The sequence below is a fragment of the Nocardia sp. NBC_01388 genome (assembly GCF_045040085.1).
Lineage (GTDB): Bacteria > Actinomycetota > Actinomycetes > Mycobacteriales > Mycobacteriaceae > Nocardia.
In genome coordinates this window covers 6,129,011-6,154,234 of record NZ_CP109553.1, presented here as the reverse complement: position 1 = coordinate 6,154,234, position 25,224 = coordinate 6,129,011, and the positions used below count along the sequence as shown (strand labels likewise).

At 67.0% G+C, this 25,224-nt stretch carries 23 protein-coding genes; 14 read left to right on the top strand and 9 right to left on the bottom strand.

All coding sequences use genetic code 11. The features are described 5' to 3' along the window. The first annotated feature begins 12 nt into the window (after positions 1-12). Positions 13-477, top strand: coding sequence for a GatB/YqeY domain-containing protein (locus tag OG716_RS29725; RefSeq protein ID WP_327143281.1), 465 nt, complete (start codon positions 13-15; stop codon positions 475-477). 286 nt (positions 478-763) lie between these two features. On the opposite strand, the gene OG716_RS29720 is transcribed toward OG716_RS29725, so the two are convergent. Further along, entirely contained in the window at positions 764-3,139 is a 2,376-nt protein-coding gene (locus OG716_RS29720) for a penicillin-binding protein (RefSeq protein ID WP_405133838.1), read from the bottom strand. A 300-nt stretch (positions 3,140-3,439) separates the two neighbouring features. Between OG716_RS29720 and OG716_RS29715 the strand changes: the two genes are divergently transcribed. Next, a complete protein-coding gene (locus tag OG716_RS29715) occupies positions 3,440-3,763 on the top strand; it encodes a WhiB family transcriptional regulator (RefSeq protein ID WP_297628127.1) in 324 nt (107 codons plus the stop codon). 131 nt (positions 3,764-3,894) lie between these two features. Here the strand turns inward: OG716_RS29715 and OG716_RS29710 are convergent, their stop codons facing one another. Beyond that, complete coding sequence (locus OG716_RS29710) at positions 3,895-5,064, bottom strand: ArsA family ATPase (protein ID WP_355130078.1); 1,170 nt, start codon at positions 5,062-5,064, stop codon at positions 3,895-3,897. Positions 5,065-5,066: 2 nt separating this feature from the next. Continuing rightward, a complete protein-coding gene (locus OG716_RS29705) occupies positions 5,067-6,089 on the bottom strand; it encodes an ArsA-related P-loop ATPase (protein WP_405133837.1) in 1,023 nt (340 codons plus the stop codon). A 170-nt stretch (positions 6,090-6,259) separates the two neighbouring features. On the opposite strand from OG716_RS29705, the gene OG716_RS29700 reads away from it, so the two are divergent. The 3 genes from OG716_RS29700 to OG716_RS29690 all read left to right on the top strand — a co-directional run bounded on the left by OG716_RS29700 (position 6,260) and on the right by OG716_RS29690 (position 7,886). Continuing rightward, complete coding sequence (locus tag OG716_RS29700) at positions 6,260-6,424, top strand: DUF4177 domain-containing protein (RefSeq protein ID WP_297628122.1); 165 nt, start codon at positions 6,260-6,262, stop codon at positions 6,422-6,424. Continuing rightward, a complete protein-coding gene (locus OG716_RS29695) occupies positions 6,424-6,897 on the top strand; it encodes a RidA family protein (RefSeq protein ID WP_405133836.1) in 474 nt (157 codons plus the stop codon). The genes OG716_RS29700 and OG716_RS29695 overlap by 1 nt, the downstream gene beginning before the upstream one ends. A 179-nt stretch (positions 6,898-7,076) precedes the next feature. Beyond that, entirely contained in the window at positions 7,077-7,886 is an 810-nt protein-coding gene (locus tag OG716_RS29690; protein ID WP_405133835.1) for an MBL fold metallo-hydrolase, read from the top strand. A gap of 230 nt (positions 7,887-8,116) precedes the next feature. On the opposite strand, the gene OG716_RS29685 is transcribed toward OG716_RS29690, so the two are convergent. Next, positions 8,117-8,791 (bottom strand): Crp/Fnr family transcriptional regulator, encoded by a 675-nt coding sequence (locus OG716_RS29685; RefSeq protein WP_019044571.1) that lies wholly within the window; start codon positions 8,789-8,791, stop codon positions 8,117-8,119. Positions 8,792-9,074: 283 nt separating this feature from the next. Further along, complete coding sequence (locus OG716_RS29680; RefSeq protein ID WP_327143288.1) at positions 9,075-9,317, bottom strand: hypothetical protein; 243 nt, start codon at positions 9,315-9,317, stop codon at positions 9,075-9,077. A 226-nt stretch (positions 9,318-9,543) separates the two neighbouring features. Here OG716_RS29680 and nth point away from each other — a divergent pair, with 226 nt between their 5' ends. The 4 genes from nth to OG716_RS29660 all read left to right on the top strand — a co-directional run bounded on the left by nth (position 9,544) and on the right by OG716_RS29660 (position 13,267). Then, on the top strand, positions 9,544-10,323 hold the full coding sequence (nth, locus tag OG716_RS29675; RefSeq protein WP_405139996.1) for an endonuclease III: 780 nt from the start codon (positions 9,544-9,546) through the stop codon (positions 10,321-10,323). 257 nt (positions 10,324-10,580) lie between these two features. Beyond that, positions 10,581-11,177 (top strand): TlpA family protein disulfide reductase, encoded by a 597-nt coding sequence (locus OG716_RS29670; protein WP_405139994.1) that lies wholly within the window; start codon positions 10,581-10,583, stop codon positions 11,175-11,177. Positions 11,178-11,348: 171 nt separating this feature from the next. Beyond that, complete coding sequence (locus OG716_RS29665) at positions 11,349-12,077, top strand: NUDIX hydrolase (RefSeq protein ID WP_405133834.1); 729 nt, start codon at positions 11,349-11,351, stop codon at positions 12,075-12,077. Further along, entirely contained in the window at positions 12,074-13,267 is a 1,194-nt protein-coding gene (locus OG716_RS29660) for a MarP family serine protease (RefSeq protein WP_405133832.1), read from the top strand. The genes OG716_RS29665 and OG716_RS29660 overlap by 4 nt, the downstream gene beginning before the upstream one ends. Positions 13,268-13,330: 63 nt before the next feature. Here the strand turns inward: OG716_RS29660 and OG716_RS29655 are convergent, their stop codons facing one another. The 4 genes from OG716_RS29655 to acs form a co-directional block, all read right to left on the bottom strand. Next, positions 13,331-14,290, bottom strand: coding sequence for an alpha/beta fold hydrolase (locus OG716_RS29655; protein ID WP_405133831.1), 960 nt, complete (start codon positions 14,288-14,290; stop codon positions 13,331-13,333). Positions 14,291-14,311: 21 nt separating this feature from the next. Continuing rightward, complete coding sequence (locus OG716_RS29650) at positions 14,312-14,827, bottom strand: phage holin family protein (RefSeq protein ID WP_327143293.1); 516 nt, start codon at positions 14,825-14,827, stop codon at positions 14,312-14,314. 41 nt (positions 14,828-14,868) lie between these two features. After that, on the bottom strand, positions 14,869-16,095 hold the full coding sequence (nhaA, locus tag OG716_RS29645; protein ID WP_405133830.1) for a Na+/H+ antiporter NhaA: 1,227 nt from the start codon (positions 16,093-16,095) through the stop codon (positions 14,869-14,871). A gap of 602 nt (positions 16,096-16,697) precedes the next feature. Then, a complete protein-coding gene (acs, locus tag OG716_RS29640) occupies positions 16,698-18,644 on the bottom strand; it encodes an acetate--CoA ligase (RefSeq protein ID WP_405133829.1) in 1,947 nt (648 codons plus the stop codon). A gap of 358 nt (positions 18,645-19,002) precedes the next feature. Here acs and OG716_RS29635 point away from each other — a divergent pair, with 358 nt between their 5' ends. The 5 genes from OG716_RS29635 (at position 19,003) to OG716_RS29615 (ending at position 25,065) form a co-directional block, all read left to right on the top strand. Beyond that, a complete protein-coding gene (locus OG716_RS29635) occupies positions 19,003-20,514 on the top strand; it encodes an ABC transporter substrate-binding protein (protein ID WP_405139992.1) in 1,512 nt (503 codons plus the stop codon). A gap of 46 nt (positions 20,515-20,560) precedes the next feature. After that, positions 20,561-21,487 carry an ABC transporter permease gene (locus OG716_RS29630; protein WP_405133828.1) on the top strand — a complete coding sequence of 309 codons (927 nt, stop codon included), beginning with the start codon at positions 20,561-20,563 and terminating at the stop codon, positions 21,485-21,487. 10 nt (positions 21,488-21,497) lie between these two features. After that, positions 21,498-22,457, top strand: a complete 960-nt coding sequence (locus OG716_RS29625) for an ABC transporter permease (protein ID WP_405133827.1) — start codon at positions 21,498-21,500, stop codon at positions 22,455-22,457. After that, positions 22,454-24,124, top strand: coding sequence for a dipeptide ABC transporter ATP-binding protein (locus tag OG716_RS29620; protein WP_405133826.1), 1,671 nt, complete (start codon positions 22,454-22,456; stop codon positions 24,122-24,124). The genes OG716_RS29625 and OG716_RS29620 overlap by 4 nt, the downstream gene beginning before the upstream one ends. A 194-nt stretch (positions 24,125-24,318) precedes the next feature. Continuing rightward, entirely contained in the window at positions 24,319-25,065 is a 747-nt protein-coding gene (locus OG716_RS29615; RefSeq protein ID WP_405133825.1) for an oxidoreductase, read from the top strand. The last annotated feature ends 159 nt before the right edge of the window (positions 25,066-25,224 follow it).

The following is a 25,224-nucleotide window of genomic DNA, read 5'->3' as shown; positions in this document are numbered from 1 at the left end:
AGCGTGGCGGCCATGTCGGAACTCAAATCGAAGCTGCGTGCCGATCTCACCACGGCCATGAAGGCCAAGGACACGCTGCGCCTCAACACCGTGCGCAGTCTGCTCGCCGCCGTCCAGACCGCCGAGGTCGCGGGCACGGCGGCGAAGGAACTCACCGACGCCGAAGTGATCGCCGTGCTGTCGAAGGAATCGAAGAAGCGCAACGAATCCGCGGTCATCTACGAGCAGAACGGCCGCGGTGAACTCGCCGCCACCGAACGCGCCGAAGAGGCCATCATCGACGAATACCTGCCGACCCCGCTCACCGACGCCGAGGTCGCCGACATTGCCGACACCGCCATCGCCGATGTGGCCGAGCAGCTCGGGGAGCGGCCGCACATGAAGCAGATGGGCCAGGTCATGAAGATCGCCACCGCCCTCGCCGCGGGCCGCGCCGACGGCTCCCGCGTCTCGGCCGCCGTGAAAGCGCGCCTCTGACGCCAGGCTTCGCCCGGCGACTGAACAACACGAGGCCCCTCGCCGTACAGGCGAGGGGCCTCGCGCTTCCACTGAGCAGGCAAGCGTGAGTCGGCGCGGCGGGCTGGCACAGGCCCTATCTCGCAGGCCGTATCGGGGTTGCGCAGGCTCTCTGCGGGCTGCGTGATCTGGTGGGACGGGCTGTGGCGAAGCCGGCAGTGGGGATGCGGGGTGTGGAACATGACGACGGCCCCGCACCGAATCGGTGTGGGGCCGTGGTCAGTTGGTGCGGTCGATCGGGATTCGGCTAGCGCGGAATCGGGATCGGAATGGGGATCGGTGGGAGCCGGGGCAGTCCGGGGATCTGGGGGAGACCCGGGATGGTCGGCGCCGCGGGGTCGCTGGGCGGCGGCGCGGGGCGCTGACTGCCGTCGCTCACGGAGATCGTGATCACCGAACCCGGAATCGCCGAACCATCCGGCGAGCAACTCAGCACCGAGCCCTTGTTCGGGCCGGGCGCCGAGGACACCGACACCTGGAAGCCCGCCGCGATCAGCGTCGAGGTGGCCTCGGCCTGCTGCTGGCCGATGACATCCGGGATCTGTGAATTATTGGAACCTCGCACGTACTTGTCGTCGACCGGTGGCAGACCCAGCGGGGGGAACTTGCCGAGCACGTTCTTCATCGCGCTCAGCCAGGTACGCGCCGGTTCGTTACCGCCGTACAGGTTTCCGCTTCCACAGTTGCGCAGTGGGTACGAGCAGATCTCGCCCGGCGTCGGGCTGTCACCGTAGATGTAGGTCGCGCCGGAGAACGAGCCGCTGAAGGCCAGGAAGGCCGACGAGCGGTGCGTCTCGGTGGTTCCGGTCTTGGACGACAGCGGCAGGTTCCAGCCGATCGATCCGGCGGACCCGGCCGCGGTACCGCCGGCGATCACGTCATGGCTCATCGCATTGGCGAGCGTATTCGCCAATCCGGGATCCACCACCTGCTCACAGGCCTGCTGCGTGAGCGGGACCTGCTTGCCACTGCGATCCACCACCTCCTTGATCGGAGTGGGCGGGCACCAGCGGCCGCTGGACGACAGCGTCGCCGCGACATTCGACAGTTCCAGAGCGTTCACGGCGAACGGGCCGAGCGTGAACGAACCGAGGTTCTGCTCCTTGACCATGTCGGCCAGGCTCTGGTTGCCGTGCCCGGAGGTGCCGGGCTGTGCGTAGGACCGCATGCCCAGGCGCACGGCCATATCCACCGTCGGGGTCACGCCCACCGCCTGAATCAGCTTGACGAAGGCGGTGTTCGGCGAGGTGGCCAGGGCTTCGGTCACCGACATCGGCGACTTGTAGTTGCCGGCGTTCTTGACGCAGTACGTTTCGGCCGGGCAGCCGGGCGTGCCGCTGTTACCCATGCCTTTCGCCTGGATATTCGCGGGCACATCCAGCTGCGCGCTGATGCCCAGGCCCTTTTCCATTGCCGCAGCCGTGGTGAAGAGCTTGAAAATCGAGCCCGCACCGTCACCGACGAGCGAATACGGCTGCGGCTGAACGGTTTGATGCGCATTTCCGTCCAGCCCGTACGTGCGACTCGAGGCCATGGCGAGCACCGGATGCGAATCCTGGCCCGGGGCCACGATATTCGTGACCGAGGCGATGTCGTCCAGATTCGGATCGGCGTTCTGCGAGGCCGCGGCCTTCACCGCGTTCTGCACATCCGGATCGAGGGTGGTCCGAATCAGGTAGCCGCCCTTGTCGATCTGGTCGCGGCTGATGCCCGCATTGGCCAGATACTGCAGCGCGTAATCGCAGAAGAACCCGCGATCATTGGCCGCGATGCAGCCGCGCGGCAGCCCCTTCGGCTCGGGCAGCACGCCCAGCGGCTGGGTCTTGGCCGCGCGGAATTCGTCGGCGCGGCTCGGGATGTTCCCGATCAGCGTGTCCAGCACGGTGTTCCGGCGCTCCAGCACACCCGTGGGGTTGGTGTACGGGTTCAGCTTGGAGCTGGACTGCACCATGCCGGCCAACATCGCCGACTGCACGATGGTCAGATCCTTGGCGTCCACCCCGAAATAGGTCTGGGCGGCGTCCTGGATGCCGTAGGAGGAGTTGCCGAACGGCACCAGGTTCAGATAGCGGGTGAGGATCTCGTCCTTGGTGAGCTGCTTGTCCAGCGTCAGCGCCATCCGGATCTCGCGGATCTTGCGGGCTGGAGTCGTTTCGATGGCGGCGCGGCGTTCGGCGTCGGTCTTGGCCACCACCAGCAGCAGGTAGTTCTTCACATACTGCTGGTCGATGGTGGAGCCGCCCTGCTGCACTTCACCGCCGGAGGTATTGGTCAGGAAGGCCCGGAAGGTGCCCTGCCAGTCCACACCTCCGTGTTCGGCGAAGCGTTTGTCCTCGACGGAGACCAGCGACAGCTTCATATCGTTGGAGATCTTGTCGCTCGGGACTTCGAAGCGCCGCTGCTCGTACAGCCATGCGAACGGCGTACCGCTGGCATCGACCATGGTCGAGACCGCGGGCACCGCGCCCTCGACCAGTTCGGCGGAGACATTGTCGACGGCGTCGGCGGCTCGGTTCGAGATATAGCCGAAGCCGCCGGCGAGTGGGAACAGCAGCCCAGCGAGAAGGACAGCGGCCAGGATGCAGCTGCCGGCCAGTCTCGCGAGCGTTCGTGTGATCGGCACGAGCCCTAGCCTAATTGCCCTTTGCGGCGGCCGGTGCCCGCCCGGCTCTGGTGTCCCTCAGTCGCAATAGTGCCGACTGCCCGGTTTTTGGTGACGAATGCATGGACGGACGTACCAGAAAATCTCGGCACGGTCTTGCGCTTGGCGCACTTGATTACCTAGATTGAGAACCCAGTGTGATAGAGCTAACACTCAAAGTGGAATGTGGTGCAGAACGCAGTGGGGTTGGGTAGCTGCGCTTTGTACACGCGATTCTGGAGCGCCGTGACCCGGTGTTCGGACTGCAAAGGGGCATACCAAATGCACATGACTACCCCGATTGCTCGATTGGACGTGGAGCAGGCCGAAGCGAGAATCGCCTGGGTTTCCCAGGCCCGATGCAAGGAAGTAGATCCCGATCAGCTGTTCGTGCGTGGCGCAGCGCAGCGCAAAGCGGCAACCATCTGCCGGCACTGCCCGGTACTGATGGAGTGCGGGGCCGATGCCCTGGACAACCGTGTGGAGTTCGGTGTGTGGGGCGGCATGACCGAGCGGCAGCGCCGAGCGCTGCTCAAGCAGCACCCCGAGGTGACATCCTGGGCCGACTTCTTCCAGGTCCAGCGGACGCAGAAAGTAGCTATGTAGTCCTGATCCCCCATAAGCAGAACGGACCGAGCCCGCAACTGCGGGCTCGATCCGTGTCCGGGGTAATAACGGGCAGAACAGGCAAATCCTCCGGTGCTGATCAGGGGGGTTGCGCGATCATCGCGTTCGGCTCAGGCCGAACGCTTATCGCCGGCCTCGGCCAGCTCATTGCCCACGGCCCGTAGCGCCTCGACATCCGCGACCTCGAACGGCAGTGCCGTCACGGCCGCGATCGGCACGCTCGGATGCGCGCCGGTGAACCGTTGCAGCAGGTGCTGTTCCCGCTTGGCGGTGGTCGCCCGCTGGGCGTGAATGCGCAGGACCGCCGCGGCCAAAGCCGCCGGTGTCTCAGATGCGCCATTCACCGCGGCCGCCGGAGCCAGCCGATCCGCGGCCACCTGGGCCTGCTCGGCCGACAGCGAGGTCAGCAGTACCGGATGCGTGCGGTTGAGCACCAGACCGGCCAGGGGCATCTTGTCCGTCGAGAGCCGGTCCACGAAGAACGACGCCTCGCGCAGCGCGTCCGGTTCGGCCGCCGCCACCACGATGAAGTGCGTGCCCGGCCGCGACAGCATGGCGTAGGTGCGATCCGCGCGATCCTGGAAGCCGCCGAACATCGATTCCAGCGACTGCAGGAATAGCGAGGCGTCCTTGAGCAGCTGACCGCCCACAATGGTCGACACGCCACGCAGCGCCAGACTCATCGCGCCGGCCACCAGTTTGCCCACCCCGCGGCCCGGGGCCATGATCACGCGGATCATTTTCCCGTTCAGAAAATTGCCGAGACGCTTCGGCGCGTCGAGGAAGTCGAGGGCGTTCCGCGAAGGCGGAGTGTCGACCACGATGAGGTCCCACTCGCGCTTGCTCGCCAGCTGGCCCAGCTTCTCCATGGCCATGTACTCCGAGGTGCCGCCGAAGGAGGACGCGACGGTCTGATAGATCGGATTGGCGAAAATCTGCTCCGCCTTCTCCGGGCTGGTGTGCTCGAGCACCATATCGTCGAAGGTGCGGCGCATATTCAGCATCATGGCGAACAGCTCGCCCTTGACGCCGTCGCCCAATTCGACCTTCTGCGGGGTGTTTCCGAGGTCGCTGACGCCCAGCGACTGCGCCAGCCGGCGCGCCGGGTCGATGGTCAGCACCACGACCTTGCGGCCCGCCTCGGCCGCCCGCAGTGCGATGGCCGCGGCCGTGGTGGTCTTGCCGACGCCACCGGAACCGCAGCACACCACAATTCGTGCGGACGGGTCGGCGATCAGCTTGGAAATATTCAGGGGGACGGTGGTGGCCGGAACGATCATGGTCAGCGAACTCCCTGTGCGGTCAAGTGTTCGGCCAGCTCGTAGAGCCCGCCCAGGTCCATGCCGTCGGCGAGCGACGGCAGGTACAGCCGCGAGATATCGACCTTCGCGAGATCGGCGGCGTTCTCGTCCTGGGCGTGCAGGCGGGCGGAATGCTCCACGGTTTCGGCGACCAGACCCTGGAAGTCGGCCTCCGACAGGGTGATTCCGGCCTCGGCCAGGCCGGCGCGCAGGGCGTCGGTGTCGAGGTCGCCCGCGGCGGCCCGCTCGCGCAGGGGCTTGGGCAGGAAGCCCTCGCTGGCGCGGTTCACGATGACCGTGCCGACATTGAGGTCATTGGCCTTCAGCTCGGCGAGTGCGTCGGCGGTCTCCTGGACCGGCAGCGCCTCCAGCAGGGTGACCAGGTGGATCATCGTCTGGGGCGAGTGCAGCAGCTTCGAGACGCTCTCGGCCTGCGAGGCAATCGGGCCGCCGCCGGCGATTTCGGCCATGGCCTGGGTCACGTCCAGGAAGCTGGCGATGCGGCCGGTCGGCGGGGCATCGATGACGATTTCGTCGTACGCCGGCTTGCCGGTGCTCTTGTCGACCCGCACCGCGCACTCTTTGATCTTGCCGGTGAGGATGACGTCCCGCAGGCCCGGCGCGATGGTGGTGACGAATTCGATGGCGCCGACCCGGCGCATGGCCCGGCCCGCGAAGCCGAGGTTGTAGAACATGTCGAGGTACTCGAGGAAGGCGTGCTCCACATCCAGGGCCAGCGCCAGCACTTCACCGCCACCGTCCGCGGCGGCGATGCGAGTCTCGGTGGGCGGCAACGGCGGCAGATCGAAGAGCTGGGCGATGGACTGCCTGCCCTCGACCTCGACCAGCAGTACGCGGCGGCCCCCCGCCGCGAGTGCCAGTGCCAATGCGGCCGCGACCGTGGATTTCCCGGTGCCGCCCTTTCCGGATACGTAATGCAGACGGGCTTTGTCTGCCCGCTCCGGCCAACCTGCTTCGACCCCCGGCTCAACCGAAACGGGCACTGCTATCGGTACTCCCACGCTCGCGAGCCTATAACTCGTTCCTGGTTCATGCCCAGAAGAGACACCAACTGTCTGATACACCACTCTGAAATCTTTGCTTTCCCGATATCGGGTGCGCCAGAGCAGGGTCCGGAGTATGGGACGTCGTGGTCCGGGGCTAATCTCACGACATGAGTGATCTGACCGCCTGGGAGTACGCGACCGTGCCGCTGCTGACGCACGCCACCAAGGCAATCCTGGACCAGTGGGGTTCCGATGGCTGGGAACTCGTCTCCGTGCTGCCCGGCCCGACCGGTGAACAGCACGTCGCCTACCTGAAGCGACCGAAGAACTGATGGCCGCCGCCACCGCCTGGGCGGAGAACCTCGAAAAGCTCGGGCTCACCGTGCCTGCCGTGGCCGCACCCGTGGCCGCGTACATCCCGGCCGTGCGCACCGGCAATCTCGTCTACACCTCCGGTCAGCTGCCGTTCGTGAACGGGCAGCTGACGGTCACCGGCAAGGTCGGCGCGGAGATCTCCACCGCGCAGGCCGCCGAGGCCGCACAGCTGTGCGCGCTCAATGCGCTTGCCGCCGTGCATGATCTGGTCGGGCTCGACAATGTGGTGCGGATCGTGAAGGTCGTCGGATTCGTCGCCTCCGCACCGGGTTACAGCGATCAGCCGCTGGTCATCAACGGCGCGTCGGAGTTCCTCGGCGAGGTCTTCGGCGATGCGGGCGTGCACGCGCGCTCCGCTGTCGGCGTCTCCGAACTGCCGAAGAACACCCCCGTCGAGGTCGAACTCATCGCGGAAGTTCGCTCCGTCTAATTTGCCTTCGCTTCGCTCCGGCGGGTTCGCGGCCCTGTTACCCGGTTCCCTCCCTCCGCTTCGCGGCATCGCTCCGCTCAGTCCAGAACCGGGCGGGCCGCGAACTCGGGGCGGGTGAGGGATGGAATCGCGGCGAGGTGAATAGTGGTGGGACGGAGGGGATTCGGTTAGGAAGTGATATGACGCTCACTCACCCCGCATATGAGCAATTACGGCAAGTGACTCCGTCCGCCGCCGTTCTGCTGGCCGACAATCCCAGCGGAATGACGTTGCAGGGCACCAACACCTGGCTGCTGCGCGCGCCGCGCAGCGCGGACTACATCGTGGTGGACCCCGGTCCCAAGGATCGCAAGCACACCGAGGCGATCGTGCGCGAGACCGGCGGCAATATCGCGCTCACCCTCATCACGCACCATCACCACGATCACACCGGCGGCATCGGCCGTCTGGTCAAGGCGACCGGAACGCCGGTGCGTGCCGTGGATCCCGAATTCCTGCACGGCTCGGAAGTTGTTCTGACGGACGGTGAGGTCATCGAGGCAGCAGGGCTGCGGATCACCGTGCTGGCAACGCCCGGGCACACCCAGGATTCGGTGAGCTTCCTGCTCGACGGCCCCGACGACGGTGATGCCGCGCTGCTCACCGGCGACACCGTGCTCGGTTTCGGCACCACGGTGCTCGAATCCCGCGACGGCGCGCTTGCCGACTACCTCGAGTCCTTGAAGCGGCTCGCCGAGGCGGCCCCGGCGCGAGTACTGCTGCCCGCACACGGCCCCGACCACGTCGATGCGCTTCCGGTCATCAACTTCTACATCAAGCACCGCGAGGAGCGCCTGAACCAGGTTCGCGCGGCTCTCGCGGAGCTGGGCCCGAATGCGAAGGCCCTGCAGATCGTCGCCAAGGTTTACGCAGATGTGGACAAGCGCCTCTGGCCCGCTGCCCACAGCTCGGTCAATGCCCAACTGGCCTATCTGCGCGCCGAGAAGTAGTCCGTTCGAACACACGTAAGGACCGGGTCGTCACTGTCAGTGACGACCCGGTCCTTACGAGTCTCTGTTCCCTTGTGCAGAGCTTGGGGATTGCTTTCGCGAGGTCGGGGTAACTCCCCAGTCACCCCAAAACTCCGCCACCGTCGCTGACCGCCGGTCCGCAACGCCAATCTCCCCGCACCCGACGACCGGCAAAAGTCCCGGGGAGGCGGGGGAGCGGCGAGGGAGCCCTACCGCGCGCGGCGGGCCAGGCGCTCCGAGTCGGAGATGAGGACGCTCTTGCCCTCCAGTCGCAGCCAGCCGCGGTGCGCGAAGTCGGCCAGGGCCTTGTTCACGGTTTCGCGGGAAGCTCCGACCAGCTGGGCGATCTCCTCCTGGGTCAGGTCGTGGGTCACGCGCAGCGCGCCCGCTTCCTGGGTCCCGAAACGCTGAGCCAGCTGCAGCAGCGCCTTGGCAACACGACCGGGCACATCGGTGAAGATGAGATCGGCCAGGTTGTTGTTGGTGCGGCGCAGGCGGCGGGCAAGCACCCGCAGCAACTGCTCGGCGATCTCCGGGCGCTGATCGATCCACGCCTTGAGCGCGTCCCGATCCATGGTGACCGCGCGAACCTCGGTGACGGTGGTGGCCGTCGAGGTGCGCGGACCCGGGTCGAAGATCGACAGCTCGCCGAACATGTCCGACGGGCCCATGATCGTCAGCAGATTCTCGCGACCATCAGGGGAACGTCGGCCGATCTTCACCTTGCCGGAGGTAATGATGTAGAGCCGGTCTCCCGGTTCACCCTCGTTGAAGATGACATGACCGCGCGGAAAGTCCACGGGCTGAAGTTGTTTGGCGAGAGCCGCCACCGCGGTGGGCTCGACGCCTTGGAAGATGCCTGCTCTGGCGAGGGCCTCGTCCACGAATGTGCTCCTTATGGGAAATGGCTCTGTTCTGGACCGAAGCATTCGGCCGACAGTGCAGTCTACTTTGCAATACGTCCGGGTAGTGATAGACACCACGCAGCACGCTCATTCTCCGACACGCGGAGTCCGATTACGCGACACGCACGGACGGTCTCGCGACACGCTAGCTGCAATTTCGCGACACGCCAGTATCGGCAACCCACAGGAGATCGAAATCCGTGCTGATCGGTGCGATTTTCCGCACCCGTGTCGAACACGGCGAACGGCACGGCGAAGCGGCTCAACTGGCCTGCGCGACGTCCATACCCTTGGCGGCCGTCCGGGCGCGCCGCGGGCGGGCGGCGGCAGCGGGCAAGCCCAGCTTGGTGAGGTCACTGACCTCGGCATTCGTCGCTCGATCCAAGTACTGCTGAACCTCAGGGTCCGGTTCGAGCAGCTTGCGCAGCCTGTTCTCGACCCGTTCCATCACCAGTGCGAACAGCATCAGCGCTATCGGAAACAGCACCACAGCGAGTCCTTGCATAGGGAGGAGTAAACACGGCGAAGGTCTCAGATGGAACACGGCGTCCACTCAGCCCGGTTGTCGCGGCAGGCTGGTTCCGTAAGGTGGACGGGTGCGTGTCTCCACATCCAGCGCGGCCGCAAATGGGGCCGAATCGGGCGGTACTGCCGTGCCCACCAGCGAGAAGGCGGCGCCGAGTGCGGGCGACAAAGCGCCGAAAACCGGCAAAGCGACACCCGTTTCGGGCGTGGCGGCCCCGGCTCGCGGCGCAGCTGTGCCCGCTGGCGGGAAAGCGAAATCACGTTCCAAGGAGACGCGCACCGGTCTGGTGCGGCGCGCCCGGCGCATGAATCGCACGCTCGCGGAGGCCTTCCCGGACGCGCACTGCGAACTCGACTTCACCACGCCCCTCGAATTGGCCGTGGCCACAATCCTTTCCGCCCAGTGCACGGACGTGCGGGTCAACCTGACCACGCCGGCGCTGTTCGCCAGGTACCGCAGCGCCCGCGATTACGCCGAGGCCAATCGAGCCGAGCTGGAGGAGTACATCCGGCCCACCGGCTTCTATCGCAACAAGACCAGTTCGCTCATCGGCCTGGGGCAGGGCCTGGTCGAGCGCTACGACGGGGAACTGCCGCACACGCTGAAGCAGCTGGTGGAGCTGCCGGGCATCGGGCGCAAGACCGCCAATGTCATTCTCGGCAATGCCTTCGGTGTGCCCGGAATCACTGTCGACACCCACTTCGGCCGGCTCGTCCGCCGCTGGGGGTGGACCGACGAAGAGGATCCGGTGAAGGTCGAGCACATCGTCGGCGACCTCATCGAGCGCAAAGAGTGGACCATGCTCTCGCACCGGGTGATCTTTCACGGCCGGCGCGTCTGCCATGCCCGCAAGCCGGCGTGCGGCGCCTGCATCCTGGCCAAGGACTGCCCCTCGTACGGTGTCGGCCCGACCGTCCCGGCCACCGCCGCGGCCCTGATCAAGGGGCCGGAAACCGAACATCTACTCGAACTGGTCGGCCTGTGAGGGCTGCGCCTTCCGGCAAGCACGGCGTTCCCCAGGGCACGGCCCCGGCTGCGGACGTGCATCGTGGGCACGGCTCGATCGTCCTCGATCGGCACAGCCGGAACGCGCTCGAACGGCACGGCGGAGACAGCCTTGACCGGTACGGGCTTGTCGGGCACAGCCGGTTCGAGCGGTATCGGAACAGCCTTGGACCGCATGGTTCAAGTGAGGTCGGCCAGCCTGCTCGCGGCCGTCGGCAGGTCCGGCGCCGAGGTGTCCTGGCCGCGGTGATTGCTGTACTCGCGCTGGCGGCGGCGTCTTGTTCGAGCGGTGGTGACACGTCGAGCGGCGGTGCGCCGGTTCCGGCGGGCAATCCCGTCGCTGCGGCGGATCGCGCGCAGGCGGCTCTCGCTGATTGCCCCAACCCCACCGGAGCGCCGGTGGCCGAAGGACCGCTGCGTGGGCTCACGCTGAACTGTCTCGCCGATGGCCGCCCGGTCGATCTGACCGTCGCGCTGGCCGGAAAACCGGCGCTGCTCAATCTGTGGGCCTACTGGTGTGGCCCGTGCGCGGAGGAACTGCCGCTGCTGCAACAGTTCTCGGATCGGGCCGCCGGTGCGGTCACCGTGCTCACCGTGCACAGTGATCCCGGCACGTCGAAGGGGCTTTCCCGGCTGACCGGGCTGGGTGTTCACCTGCCCGGCGTGGAGGATCCGGATACCAGGGTGCGCACTGCGGTCGGTGCTCCCGCGGTGCTGCCGATCTCCGTTCTGCTCCGGGCCGACGGGACCGTCGCCAAGCTGATCATCCGCCCGTTCAAGAGCGTCGACGACATCTCCGCCACCGTCGCCGCCGAACTGGGTGTGCAGGCATGAGCGGAGCCGGCCCGGAAGTGGTGTTGTGAGTCACGGGGTATCGATCGGTGCGTTGCCGGTGCGGCCCGGCCGCGCGGCCGTTACGATCTGCGTCGGTCCAGGGCTGCGCCGGAATTTCGTGTGCTGCTGCATGATTGCCGGTATTGCTATCGCAGGTTCGGGAGTGTGGGCATGAGACTCGAGGTGCCTGCGGGCTCGGTACCGGAATGGTTGCGTGGTGTCGCGGAACACGACCCGGAGGATCCCACCGGGACCAATCCGGTGTTGAGCCGAACCACCATGCGCCGCTTCGTCTCCGCCGCGGTGCGTTCGCGGGATGCCTCGGTGCTGGTGCTGTTCGGCGGGTCGGTGCAGTCCGATCCGCAGGCGCGGGGCGGTCTGCCCGCGGATGCGGATGTGCTGCTCACCCAGCGCGCCGCGACTCTGCGGCAGCACAGCGGCCAGGTGGCCTTCCCCGGTGGCGGGGTGGAGCCGCAGGACACCGGCCCAATCAGTACCGCGCTGCGGGAGGCCCAGGAGGAAACCGGCCTGGACCCGCAGAGTGTGGAGCCGATCCGGGTGCTCCCCAAGATTTTCGTACCGCCCTCGCGGTTCGATGTGACGCCGATCGTGGCCTACTGGCGCACGCCCGGCGAGGTGGGTGTGGTGAGTGAGACCGAGGCATCGCGCGTGGTGCGGGTGCCGGTCGCGGATCTCATCGATCCCGCCAACCGGTTCGTGGTGCGGCATCCGCTCGGGTACATGGGCCCGGCCTTCTCGGTGGACGGGATGCTGGTGTGGGGATTCACCGCGGGCGTGCTGGCCGGGCTACTAGCGGTGTCCGGCTGGGAACATGAATGGGACCATCACGATGTGCGTGATCTGCAGGCCTCCTTGGCCGCGGTAGGGATGACGTTATGAGCTCCTCGGCCTGGCTCGACCTCGGAATCGTGATTTTGGCGCTGCTCGCGGCCACCTCCGGGTGGCGGCAGGGTGCGGTCGCCTCCGCGCTGGCCTTCCTAGGCGTGGTGCTGGGCGCGGTCGCGGGCATTCTGATCGCGCCGCACATCCTCATTCATCTGAGTGAGGGTCGTTCGCGGGTGATCGTCGGCGTGCTGCTGATCGTCGTGCTGGTGATCATCGGCGAGGTGGCGGGCATGGTGCTCGGCCGCGCCGCGCGCGGCGGTATGCGTGATCCGTTCACCCGCAGCCTGGACAGCGTGGTGGGCGCGGGCCTGCAGATGGCGGCCGTGCTGGCCACCGCGTGGCTGCTGGCGCTGCCGCTCGCGAACTCGTCGCAGCCGGGAATCGCGGCCGCCGTCAAGAACTCTCAGGTGCTGGTCAATGTGGACCGGGTCGCGCCGGACTGGCTGCGCCGGGTGCCGAACGAGTTCTCGAATCTGCTGAACACCTCCGGGCTGCCGGATGTGATCGGCCCGTTCGGCCGGGTGCCGATCGCCGCGGTGGAGCCGCCCGATCCGAGCGTGCTGCAGCTGCCGGTCGCGCAGTCGCTGCAGGGCAGTGTGCTGCGGGTGCGCGGTATCGCGCCGAGTTGCCAACGGCAGCTGGAGGGTTCGGGCTTCGTGGTCGCGCCCGAGCGCATCATGACGAATGCGCACGTGGTCGCGGGCACCGCGAGTGTCAGCGTGGATACCGCGCGCGGCCCGCTCACCGCCAGTGTGGTGCTGTTCGATCCGTCCAAGGATGTGGCCATCCTCGCGGTGCCGGGGCTGACCGCGCCGGTGATTCCGCTGGCTCCGAAGGCCGCCAATTCCGGTGAGAGCGCCATCGTGCTCGGCTATCCGGGCGGCGGTCGTTACACCGCCAGCGCCGCCCGCGTGCGCGAGACCCTGGATCTGAAGGGCCCGAACATCTATCGCGACAACAATGTGCAGCGCGAGGTGTACACGGTGCGCGGCAAGGTGCAGCCGGGCAACTCCGGAGGTCCGCTGGTGGATACCGACGGCAATATCCTCGGCGTGGTCTTCGGTGCGGCCGTCACCGACGATGACACCGGCTACGTGCTGACCCTCGACGAGGTGCGCCCGGAAGTGGAACAGGCGGCAGGGGTTTCGGCCCCGGTCGGAACCAGCAACTGCGTCCTGAGCTGACGATGGTGTGAACGACTGTGCCCCCATGACGAGGTCATGGGGGCACAGTCGTGAAAAGGGGCTTCAGCTCAGGAGTTTGGCGAGCTCGGCGGTGACCGCCTCCGGATTCTCCTGGTGCGCATAGTGACCCGCGTCCGGGATGGCCACCACGCGCCGATCGGGGGACAGCTCTTGCCCGCGCCGGATGGTGCTTGCCAGGATGTACCGGTCGCGATCGCCGTAGAGCGACAGCACCGGGATGCGCACCGGCTCCCGCATGGTCTGCATGAAACGCGCGCCGTCGGGCCGCCACTGGCTGCGGAAGGCCCAGCGCTGGTATTCCAGGGCACAGTGCGCCACACCCGGAATCCGGATGGCCAGGCGCATGCGCTGGGCGGTGTCCGCGAATTCGGGAGTGGCGGACCAGTGTTCACCGGCCCGCTGCCGCAGCAGGCGTTCCACCTCGGCGCCGTCGTCGGCGGTGAGCAGGTTCTCCGGAATACGCGGCAGCTGATACCGCAGGAAGTCCGGCAGCCACTGCTTGCGCTGCTTGCGATCCCGCAGGATGGAGCTCTTGAGCGCCGCCGGATGCGGTGAGCTGACCAGTCCGATGGAGGTCACCAGGCGCGGGTGCAGGACCGCGGTGGCCCAGCACACCAGACCGCCTTCGGCATGGCCGACGAGGGTGGCCTCGGTATGCCCGAGGGCGCGGATCAGGCCGGCGATATCACCGGCGAGCGTCCAGCCGTCGTAGCCGCGCGGCGGTTTGTCGCTGTCACCGTAACCGCGCAGATCCACGGCGACGGCCCGGTAGCCGCGCGCGGCCAGCCCGGTCAGTTGATGCCGCCACGACCACCAGAAGTCGCCGAAGCTGTGCAGCAGCACCACCAGCGGCGTATCCGGGTCGCCGTAGGCCGACGACCCGCTCACGGCCGGATCGGCCTCTACGACATGGAAGCGAATGCCGTTGGCATGCACATCCCGATGGGTCCACGGTCCGTCGTAGCGGACGGTGGACGGGTCCGGGGGCGAATTCGACGACACGCCGGGAGCGTAATCGACCGACTAGGCGCGGTGCCTGCCGAGTTCGGTCGTGGCGTCGACCGAATTCTCGGAAGCGGCCCCGAAGCCACTGGGCAACAGGGTCTTCGCCTCCTTCAGCGATTCGATGGTCTTCTCCGGCGCGCGCAGCTTGCGCACCTTGAGATAACCGAAGAGGGCGAGCAGACCCGTCGTCACCAGCATCAGCAGGAAGACGATGAGGAACGCCAGCCAGCGGTAGACCCACACGTCCAGCAGCTCGGCCAGGAAGAAGAAAAAGAAGAACGAGCTGAACAGCAGTACGGTCAGCGCCCCGATGAAGAAGACGCTGCCCTGCAGGCCCTTCTTGACCTCACCGGTCACCTCGGCCTTGGCGAGTGCCACCTCGGCCCGCACCAGTGTCGACATCTGCTCGGTCGCATCGCGGACCAGACTGCCGATGCTCGCCGATTCGTGAGTATCGACATCGGACAGCGGAATCGAGGTGATGGTGCGGGTGCGGTTCCCGTCCCGCCCGTTACCGCCCTGTGTGAAGCTCAATTGCTCGACCCTTCTCCATGTCCCGGAACTGCCCGGCGAAGTCACTCTTGTCCTAGCAGTTCCCGCTCGTCACGGCGCGCCTGATGGGCGCGGCCACGACGCAACAGTAGCGCCGAACCCAGCAGGGAAGCCGCCAATGACGTCAGCAACACCGCTGCTTTCGCCAGTTCGACCTCCGCGCCGTCGCCGACGTCCGTGAGTGCGAGTTCTGCCACCAAGAGGCTAACGGTGAACCCGATCGCACCCAGTACCGACAGGGCGAACATGTCCCGATAACCGAGATCGTCGGGTCGCTGGGCGATGCCGAGACGTACCGCGAGCCAAGAGAACCCGAAGATGCCGACCGTTTTACCCACCAGCAGACCGGCGATGATGGCCAGCGACACGCGGTCGGTGAACAGCTGCGAGAACACCTTCGTATCCAGCGGCACCCCCGAGGCGAAGAGCGCGAACAGTGGTACGCACAGGATGGCGGAGATGGGCTGGAAGAAGTGCTCGAGCTTGGCGGCGGGGACGCAGTGCTCGTCCTCGTCCGCGTCGGGGCGGACCCGGGTGAGCAGGCCGAGGGCCACACCGGCCAGGGTCGGATGGATGCCCGCCTCGTGCAGCGAGTACCAGGCCAGCAGGGCCAGCGGGATGTAGAGGAACGGGGTGCCGATCCGCTTCCACTGGCTCAGCGCCCAGACCGCGCAGCACGCGATGGCGAGCAGCAGCCACAGCATTTTGAGCGTGGTGGTGAACAGGACGGCGATCAGGATGATGGCGATGAGATCGTCCACCACCGCGAGACTCAGCAGGAAGACGCGGGCGCCGGCGGGGATACGGGAGCCGGTGAGCGCGAGCACGGCCAGCGCGAAGGCGATATCGGTGGCGACGGGCACCGCCCAGCCGCGGTCCATACCGTCTACGCCCCAGCCGATGCCGACCGCGATCAGGGCGGGCACGACAACACCGCCGACGGCCGCGAGAATGGGCAGCGTCGCGCGTTTCGGGTCGGCGAGTTCGCCGACCACGAGTTCGCGTTTGAGTTCCAGTCCGGCGACGAAGAAGAAGACGGCGAGCAGACCGTCCTTGGTCCAGTCGGCCAGGGTGAGGTTCAGATGCAGTGCGGGGATGTCGAGATGAGCGTCGATCATCGTCGTATAGCTCGCGCCCCACGGCGAGTTGACCCACAGCACCGCGGTCGCCGCCGCAATGAGAAGCAGTGCGCCACCGAAGGTTTCGGTCCGTAGATAGCGGGCGAGTTCGGAACGCATCTGGGAGGTCAAAGGTGAACCTTTCGGGCCGGACGGTCGACTGAACGAGCGGCGTGCGACTCCACCGGACGTGATCGACGCAAACCGCATGCCGACCAGACTTCCCGGCGCACCTTACGCAATCCTAACGGGTAGCACCTCGCAAATCCGACAGGGTTGCGCTGGGTGCACCCTGAGCAGTGGCAACACGCCCCGGCGGGAGCGCGTGTCCGCGAATGTCGCATCCCTCCGAACGCGAATTTCATGCTTGCGCTGGAGGTCTGCGATGGGCGCGCAACGTTGTAGCACCTGCCGTGCACAGCGCACGGTGAATACGCCGCGATCGGGATTCGGCAGCGGGCAAGGCGGTGTCATGACATCGGCTACGCGAGCCGGAGCGGCGCACGGCTGTGGGGCTGCCGGGCACAGAGGTAGGAGTTCACCGCAGGACATGCTCGGTCGTCGCGCGACAGGGTAGGAGCTGGGCGACACAGTACGAGCCGGGCAATGTGGTCGGGCCGGAGCGCGGTCAGGGGGTGGGGAATGCGTCGGCCCCCGCGATGGCTGGTCGCGGGGGCCGAATGCGTTGTACGAGTGCGCTTTACCAGTGCGCTGTACGTACTGCCTGTTGCGGGCTACGACTTGCCGGCGCGGATGGCCTCGAAGACGTTGGGGTCCACCAGGGTTGAGGTGTCGCCGAGTTCGCGGCCCTCGGCGACGTCGCGGAGGAGGCGGCGCATGATCTTGCCCGAGCGGGTTTTGGGCAGTTCCGGGACCACGTGGATCTCGCGGGGGCGGGCGATGGGGGAGATCTCGCGAGAGACCTCGGCCTTGAGCTCGGCCACCAGATCCGCGCCGGTGCCGGTGGCCTCGGCGGTCAGAATGACGAAGGCGACGATGCCCTGACCGGTGGTCTCGTCCGACGCGCCGACAACCGCGGCCTCGGCGACGCCGGAGTGCCCGACCAGCGCCGATTCCACCTCGGCGGTGGAGATGCGGTGGCCGGAGACATTCATGACGTCATCGACGCGGCCCAGGACCCACAGGTCGCCGTCCTTGTCCAGCTTGGCGCCGTCGCCGGCGAAGTACCAGCCCTGGTCGCCGTAGCGCGCCCAGTAGGTCTCCTTGTAGCGCTCGTTGTCGCCCCAGATGCCGCGCAGCATGGACGGCCACGGCGCATCGAGCACCAGGTAGCCGTTCGCCTCGGTTTCGCCGAGTACGACCGGCTTGCCCTCCTCGTCGACGACCTTCGAGGAGATGCCCGGCAGCGGAGTCATGGCGGCGCCGGGTTTGGCGGCGGTGACGCCGGGCAGCGGGGAGATCATAATGGAACCGGTCTCGGTCTGCCACCAGGTGTCCACGATGGGAGTCTTGTTGGCGCCCACCACTTCCCGGTACCAGCGCCAGGCCTCCGGATTGATCGGCTCACCCACGGAACCGAGCAGTCGCAGGCTCGACAGATCGTGCGATTCGGGGATCTCGCGACCCCACTTCATGAACGTGCGCACCAGCGTGGGCGCGGTGTAATAGATTGTGACGCCGTATTTTTCGATGATCTGCCAGTGCCGGTGCTCATCGGGGAAATTCGGGGTGCCCTCGTAGACGACCTGGGTGGCGCGGTTGGACAGCGGCCCGTAGACGATGTACGAGTGCCCGGTCACCCAGCCGATATCGGCTGTGCACCAGTACACATCGTTGCCCGGCTTGTGGTCGAACACGTAGTTGTGGGTGTACGAGGTCTGCGTCAGGTAGCCGCCGGTGGTGTGCAGAATGCCCTTGGGCTTGCCGGTGGTGCCGGAGGTGTAGAGGATGAACAGCGGGTGCTCGGCATCGAAGGCCTGCGCCTCGTGCTCGGGCGAGGCGTTTGCGACGGTCTCGTGCCACCACACGTCGCGGCCCTGCACCATCGGGGTGTCGATGCCGGTGCGGTTCACGACCAGCACATGCTCGACGCTCGAATCACCTTCTGCGAGAGCCTCGTCCACGGCGTTCTTGAGCGGTGCGGGCTTACCGCGCCGCCACTGGCCGTCGGTGGTGATGATCAGGCGGGCCGCGGCGTCGTCGGCGCGCTGGCGCAGTGCGGTGGGGGAGAAGCCGGCGAAGACCACCGAATGGGTCAGGCCCAGGCGCGCACACGCCAGCATGGACACGATGGCCTCGGGGACCATCGGCATGTAGATGGCGACGCGGTCACCGGCCACCAGGCCCAGCGAGGTCAGGTAGTTGGCGGCGCGGGACACCTCGGCCAGCAGATCGGCGTAGGTGAGGTCGCGGGAATCGCCGGGCTCGCCCTCCCAGTGGATGGCGACCTGGTCGCCGTGCCCGTCGAGCACGTGCCGGTCCACGCAGTTGTAGGCGACGTTCAGCTTGCCGTCGACGAACCAGCGGGCGAAGGGTGCGTCGTCCCAGTCCAGGACGCGAGTCCACGGCTGTTCCCAGTGCAATCGCTGCGCCTGCTCGGCCCAGAAGCCCTCGCGGTCCGCCGCGGCTCGGTCGTAGAGAGAGGCATCGGCGTTCGCGGAGGCGGCGAAGTCAGCGCTCGGTGGATACGCATCCGGATGGTCGGCGGTGGTTTCGGTCATCTCTCTCTTCTTCTCTCGCGCGTACAGGTCACGGGGTGACCGCGGCCACGTTCGACCCTAACCGACTGTGACCTGCGCGGGGCCCGGCAGCCACGATCGGTCCCACTCGGCGGATACGCCGATTTCCGTCCTGACGGCGCGCTCTCCCTGCGGAAAGCCCCGCCGGCGGCTAGGGTCTGCACCTAACTTTGCAGGGTTCTCATGACCGAATCGTGATCGTGGTATTCATGGATCGAACGGGGTGCCGGTGGACCTGACGAACGCGGCGGCCCGCCGGGCGACCGCCATTCTGATAGCGGTGTTCGCGCTGCTCGCCGCGCTGCTGTCCGGGTGCACGGTCACCCCGGTGTACGGCGACATGATCGCGGTGAACGGCACCGAGCCGCAGAATCCGCTGATTCCGTCCAATACCAATGAGAACGGCGGCGGCCGGATCGTGGACCGGCTGTTCGCGGGGTTGCGCTATATCGACGCCGGCGGCGCCCTGCACGACGAGGTCGCGCAGTCCATCGACACCACCGATCAGCAGCACTATCGGATCCGGTTGCAGCCGGGCTGGACCTTCAGCGACGGAACACCGGTCACCGCACACTCTTTCGTGGACGCCTGGAATTTCGGCGCTCTGGTCACCAATGCCCAGCTGCAGAGCTACACCTACGGCCCGATCGTCGGATTCGCCGATGTGCAGGCGGATCCGCCACGCGCACAGACCATGTCGGGGCTGAAGGTGCTCGACGATCTGACCTTCACCGTGGACCTCACCGCGCCGACCATCGACTTCCGCACCCGGCTCGCGTACGCGCCGTTCTATCCACTGCCCGCGTCCGCCTTCCGCGATATGAAGGCGTTCGGCCAGCATCCGATCGGGAACGGGCCCTACCGCTTCGCGAACGGCGATGCCTGGCAGCACGACGTGCAGTTGAGCCTGGTGCCGAACGAGAGCTACAAGGGTGGCCGGCCGCCCCGCAACACGGGCCTGACCTTCGTGTTCTACTCCAACTTCGACGCCGCCTACTCGGATCTGCTGGCCGACAATCTGGATGTGCTCGACACCGTGCCCGACAGTGCGCTCCCGGTGTACAAGAAGGATCTCGGCGACCGCGCCATCGAGGCGCCGACCGCGCAGAATCAGTGGATCGGCATGCAGGGCAACCTGGCCCACTTCACCGGTGAGGAGGGCAGGCTGCGCCGGGAGGCCATCTCCATGGCCGTCGACCGCGCCCAGATCGGGCAGAAGATCTTCCACGGCACCCGGGTTCCGGCGCGCGACTTCACCTCGCAGGATCTGCCGGGGTTCAATGGCACACTGCCCGGTTCCGAAGTGCTGCAGTACAACCCGGACCAGGCCCGGCGAGTGTGGGCGCAGGCCAACGACATCGCGCCCTGGAGCGGGAAATTCGAGATCGCCTACAACTCCGACGGCGGTCACCAGTCCTGGATCGACGCGCTGGCCAACAGCATTCGCAACACTCTCGGCATCGACGCTGTCGGCGCGCCCTATCCGACCTTCAAACAGCTGCGCGATCAGGTGGTGCACCGCACCATCGGCAAGGCGTTCCGGTACGGCTGGCAGGGCGACTATCCGACCATGCTGCAGTTCCTGGAGCCGTCATTCCTGTCCACCTCCGATTCCAATGACTCGGACTATCGCAATCCGCGGTTCGACGCCCTGATCGCGGCGGCCGAGGCGGCGCCGGATGAGCAGGCGTCCTGGCAGCTGGTCGGGCAGGCGCAGCAGGTGCTGCTGCACGATCTGCCGGTCATCCCGATCTTCGACTACGTCAATGCCGCCGGGTACTCCAAACGCGTCACCAAGGTCGTCCAGACCTGGAACGGCCTGCCCGACTTCGAGAACATCGAACTGAAATGAGCGGCGCCGCAGAGTTTTTCGCGTGCTGCGGTAGGGAGGTAAGCGCATGGCCTGGTACACAGCGCGGCGACTGCTGCAGATGATCCCGGTGTTCTTCGGGGCCACGCTGCTCATCTACTTCCTGATCTGGAAGGTCACCGGCGGATCCGTCGCCGCGCTGGCCGGACAGCGCACGCTCACGCCCGCCCTGGAAGCGCAGCTCAAGGCGCAGTACGGGCTCGATCATTCGTTCTGGTGGCAGTACCTGCACTATCTGAAGGGGATCTTCACTCTCGACTTCGGCACGTCCTATTCCGGGCGGCCGGTGAAAGAGGTGCTGGCGCACGCCTTCCCGATCACCTTCCGGCTGGCGATCCTGGCGGTGCTGTTCGAGGCCGTCTTCGGCGTCGGATTCGGCGTCATCGCCGGACTGCGCAAGGGCGGCTGGTTCGACTCCACCATGCTGGTGGTCAGCCTCATCGTCATTGCCGTGCCGATCTTCGTGATCGGGTTCCTCGCCCAGTTCCTGTTCGGGGTGACCTGGCATATCGCGCCGGTCACCGTCGGCTCCGATGTGAGCTTCTCGCGGCTCATCATGCCGGCGCTGGTGCTGGGCTCGCTGTCCTTCGCGTATGTGCTGCGGCTGACCCGGAACTCGGTGGCGGAGAACAAGGCCGCCGATTTCGTGCGCACCGCCACCGCCAAGGGACTGCCGCGCCGGCGCGTGGTGGTCGTGCACATTCTGCGGAACTCGCTCATCCCGGTGGTGACCTTCCTGGGCGCCGATCTCGGGGCGCTCATGGGCGGCGCGATCGTCACCGAGGGCATCTTCAATATCCCCGGCGTCGGCGGCACCCTCTACCAGGCGGTGGTGCGCGGTGAAGCGCCCACGGTGGTGTCGTTCGTGACCGCGCTCATCGTGATCTTCCTGCTCTCCAACCTGATCGTGGACCTGCTCTACGCGGTCCTCGACCCTCGGATCCGCTATGCCTGAGGAGCGTGAGATGTCCGAAACACCTGCGCCGCAGGCTGATCCGCGACCCGGACAGCAGCGCTGGGTCGCACCGCCCGACGAAGTCGAAGTCGTCGTCACCGACAAGGTCGAGGTGGTCGGCGCGCCCGCCGGATTCTGGGGCTCGGCCTGGCGGGAACTGCGGCGCAAACCGCTGTTCCTGGTGGCGGTGGCCCTGATCGTGCTGGTACTGCTGGTCGCGGCGTTCCCGGGGCTGTTCACCGGGCAGAATCCGCGCTACTGCGTCGTCGATTTCAGCCTCGCGCCGCCCAATCACGATCACTGGTTCGGCTACGACCTGCAGGGCTGCGATATCTACGCGCGCACCATCTACGGCGCCCGCGCCTCCGTACTCACCGGCATCGGGGCCACCATCCTGTTCCTCGGCATCGGCGGCACCGTCGGCGCGCTCGCGGGATTCTATGGGGGAGTGCTGGATTCGGTGATCTCGCGGCTCGCCGAGATCGTGTACGCACTGCCGCTCATGCTGGCCGCCATCGTCATCATGCAGCTGGCGAAGCATCGGACCATCTGGGTGGTCATCGCCATTCTGGCCGCCTTCACCTGGCCGCAGGTGGCGCGCATCGCCCGCGGCTCCGTGCTGTCGGCCAAGAACAGCGATTACGTCCAGGCGGCAACGGCCTTGGGCGTCAACCGATTCCGGATTCTGCTGCGGCACGTCATCCCGAATGCGCTGGGGCCGGTCATCGTGGTGACCACCATCTCGCTCGGCGTCTTCATCGTCACCGAGGCCACCCTGTCGTTCCTGGGTGTCGGACTGCCGCCGACCGAAGTGTCCTGGGGCGCGGACATTGCCGCCGGACAGCGGCAGTTGCGCGCCGGATCGCTCATTCTCTTCTACCCGGCGACCGCACTGGCCCTGACCGTTCTGGGCTTCATCATGCTCGGCGACACCCTGCGCGATGCGCTCGACCCGAAGGAACGGCGATGAGCGAGCCGCTGCTCGAAATCCGGGATCTGCACATCGCTTTCGGCTCCGGCGAGCGTCGGGTCGATGCCGTGCGCGGGGTCGATCTGACCGTGTATCCGGGCCAGACCGTGGCGATCGTGGGGGAGTCCGGCTCCGGGAAATCCACCACCGCGCACGCCATCATCGGACTGCTGCCCGGTGCGGGGCGGGTCGAATCGGGAAGCATTCGCTTCGACGGCAAGGACCTGACCCAGGCCTCCGAACGCGAACTGGTCGCGGTGCGCGGCAACGGGATCGGGTTCGTACCGCAGGATCCGATGTCCAATCTGGATCCGGTGTGGAAGGTGGGCTTCCAGATCAAGGAGACGCTCGCCGCCAATGGCATCGCCCGGGGCAGCGCCGCCCGGCAGCGCGCCGCGGAACTGCTTGCCGAGGCCGGGATTCCGGACGCCGAGCGGCGGATCAACCAGTACCCGCACGAGTATTCGGGCGGTATGCGGCAGCGGGCGCTCATTGCCATCGGACTGTCCGCGCGGCCGAAATTGCTCATCGCCGATGAGCCCACCTCCGCGCTCGATGTGACCGTGCAGCGGCAGATCCTCGACCATATCGACGGTCTCACCCGCGAATTGGGGACCGCGGTACTGCTCATCACCCACGATCTGGGGCTCGCCGCCGAGCGCGCCGAACATCTTGTTGTCATGTATCGCGGGAAGGTCGTGGAATCCGGTCCGGCACTGGAGATCCTGCGCGATCCGCAGCACGAGTACACGCGCCGGCTGGTGGATGCCGCACCCTCCCTTGCCTCGCAACGACTCTCGGCGGTGCAGTACCGGGCGCGGATTCGGGAACTCGCCGTGGATGTCGCCGATGCCGAGGCGGAAGGTGAACTGCCGGACTGCATCCTGGTCTCGGAGGGTCTCACCAAACGTTTCCGAATCCGTGGTTCGGCACCCTGGAAGCACACCGAACTTGTTGCCGTCGACAATGTTTCGTTCCGGCTGCGGCGCGGGACCACCACCGCGCTGGTCGGCGAATCCGGTTCGGGCAAGACCACTGTCGCCCAAATGGTGCTGGGCCTGACCGCGCCGACCGGCGGTTCCGTCACCTTCGACGGCGATGATGTTGTGCACCTCGTCAAGCGCACCCCATTGGCTTTCCGGCGGCGGGTGCAGCCGATCTTCCAGAACCCCTACGGTTCCCTCGATCCCACCTACTCCATTCACCGCACCATTGCCGAACCGCTGCGCACCCATCACATCGGCAGCCGCGAAGAACGCGACCGTCGTGTCAGCGAACTGCTCGACCTGGTGGCCCTCCCGTCGAGTGTGGCGAGCCGCTATCCGGGCGAGCTCTCCGGCGGCCAGCGGCAGCGCGTAGCCATCGCGCGCGCCCTCGCCCTGGAACCCGAACTCGTGGTCTGCGACGAAGCCGTCTCCGCCCTCGACGTTCTGGTCCAAGCCCAGATCCTGGAACTGCTCAACCAGCTCCAGGGCGAACTCGGCCTCTCCTACCTCTTCATCACCCACGACCTCGCCGTGGTCCGCCAGATCGCCGACAATGTCGTGGTCATGCAGCAGGGCAAGGTCGTCGAAGCCGCCACCACCACCGAGGTCTTCGACAACCCGCAGTCCGACTACACCCAGCGCCTGCTGGACGCCATCCCCGGCCGCGACCTGCTGGTCTGACTCGACTCGCAATTCGCCGCGCACCCGGTGGCTCGCCCACTCGAGAGGCGCACCGGGGGCACTGGATCCGCCGGTCCGCCGATCGCGACAGCGTGGGCCTTCCGGGTCGGTGCCATGCCGTCCGGTCGGCGACCGCTGTGTCCCGGGCGAGGCTGCGGCCGGTCACACATCGGCCGCCAGTAGCCTGGTCTTTCGTGACCGATCCGCTACAGCCACTCGTCGAACTGCCCGGTGTGCAAGATGCCGCCGACAAGGCCCGGGACGCGCTCGCCGGGGTGCATCGCCACCAGGCGAATCGACGCGGCTGGCCGACCACCGCCGCCGAGGCCGCGGTCCGGGCGGCGCGCTCGTCGGCGGCCATCGAGGGCGGCAGCATCGAGCTGCCCGCGGACGGCAATGTGGAGGACCCGATCCTCGCCGGTGCACTGCGCGTCGGACAGGCGCTGGACGGTGACGCGCTGCGGACCTTCGTCGGGGTGTGGGAGCGGGCACCGCTGCAGGCGCTGGCGCGACTGCATCTGCTCGCGGCCGCCGATATGGTCGAGGACGAGCAGCAGCTGGGCCGCCCGCGCAATGTTCCGGGCGTAGCCGAACGACTCGACCTGCTCGCGCAGACGGTGCTCACCAGCAAGGCCCCCGCCCCCGTCATCGCGGCCATCGTGCACGGTGAACTGCTGTCCCTACGGCCCTTCGGCACCGGTGACGGGATCGTCGCGCGGGCGGCCTCGCGACTGGTTGCGGCGTCCAGTGGGCTGGACCCGCACAGCCTGGGCGTGCCCGAAGTCTTCTGGCTGCGGAGGCGACAGGCCTATCTCGATGCGGCCGCCGGATTCGGCATGGGCACCGCGGACGGTGTCGGCGGCTGGGTGATCTTCACCTGCGGCGCACTCGAAGACGGTGCGCGCGAGGCCCGTTCGATCGCGGACGCGGCGAGCGGATAGCCCCCTGCACGTCAATGCGGGCGGTGTAGCCGCTGTTGCGACTTCACCGCCCGCATAGCACGGATCGCCTGGTTACCAAGCGTGCTTCTCGGGTTGTGTTCCGGCCTCGGCGAGCTCTCCGGGTTCCGATGCGGATCATCCCCGCAGATTTGCGAGGCC

Bases quoted from the DNA above. Each gene is read 5' to 3' on its own strand.
- OG716_RS29665 (WP_405133834.1), top strand. From the start codon at position 11,349: ATGAGACTCGAGGTGCCTGCGGGCTCGGTACCGGAATGGTTGCGTGGT.
- OG716_RS29625 (WP_405133827.1), top strand. From the start codon at position 21,498: ATGTCCGAAACACCTGCGCCGCAGGCTGATCCGCGACCCGGACAGCAG.
- OG716_RS29660 (WP_405133832.1), top strand. From the start codon at position 12,074: ATGAGCTCCTCGGCCTGGCTCGACCTCGGAATCGTGATTTTGGCGCTG.
- OG716_RS29710 (WP_355130078.1), bottom strand. From the start codon at position 5,064: ATGATCGTTCCGGCCACCACCGTCCCCCTGAATATTTCCAAGCTGATC.
- acs (WP_405133829.1), bottom strand. From the start codon at position 18,644: ATGACCGAAACCACCGCCGACCATCCGGATGCGTATCCACCGAGCGCT.
- OG716_RS29690 (WP_405133835.1), top strand. From the start codon at position 7,077: ATGACGCTCACTCACCCCGCATATGAGCAATTACGGCAAGTGACTCCG.
- OG716_RS29725 (WP_327143281.1), top strand. From the start codon at position 13: ATGTCGGAACTCAAATCGAAGCTGCGTGCCGATCTCACCACGGCCATG.
- OG716_RS29715 (WP_297628127.1), top strand. From the start codon at position 3,440: ATGCACATGACTACCCCGATTGCTCGATTGGACGTGGAGCAGGCCGAA.
- OG716_RS29620 (WP_405133826.1), top strand. From the start codon at position 22,454: ATGAGCGAGCCGCTGCTCGAAATCCGGGATCTGCACATCGCTTTCGGC.
- OG716_RS29630 (WP_405133828.1), top strand. From the start codon at position 20,561: ATGGCCTGGTACACAGCGCGGCGACTGCTGCAGATGATCCCGGTGTTC.
- OG716_RS29700 (WP_297628122.1), top strand. From the start codon at position 6,260: ATGAGTGATCTGACCGCCTGGGAGTACGCGACCGTGCCGCTGCTGACG.
- OG716_RS29635 (WP_405139992.1), top strand. From the start codon at position 19,003: ATGATCGCGGTGAACGGCACCGAGCCGCAGAATCCGCTGATTCCGTCC.
- OG716_RS29695 (WP_405133836.1), top strand. From the start codon at position 6,424: ATGGCCGCCGCCACCGCCTGGGCGGAGAACCTCGAAAAGCTCGGGCTC.
- OG716_RS29680 (WP_327143288.1), bottom strand. From the start codon at position 9,317: ATGCAAGGACTCGCTGTGGTGCTGTTTCCGATAGCGCTGATGCTGTTC.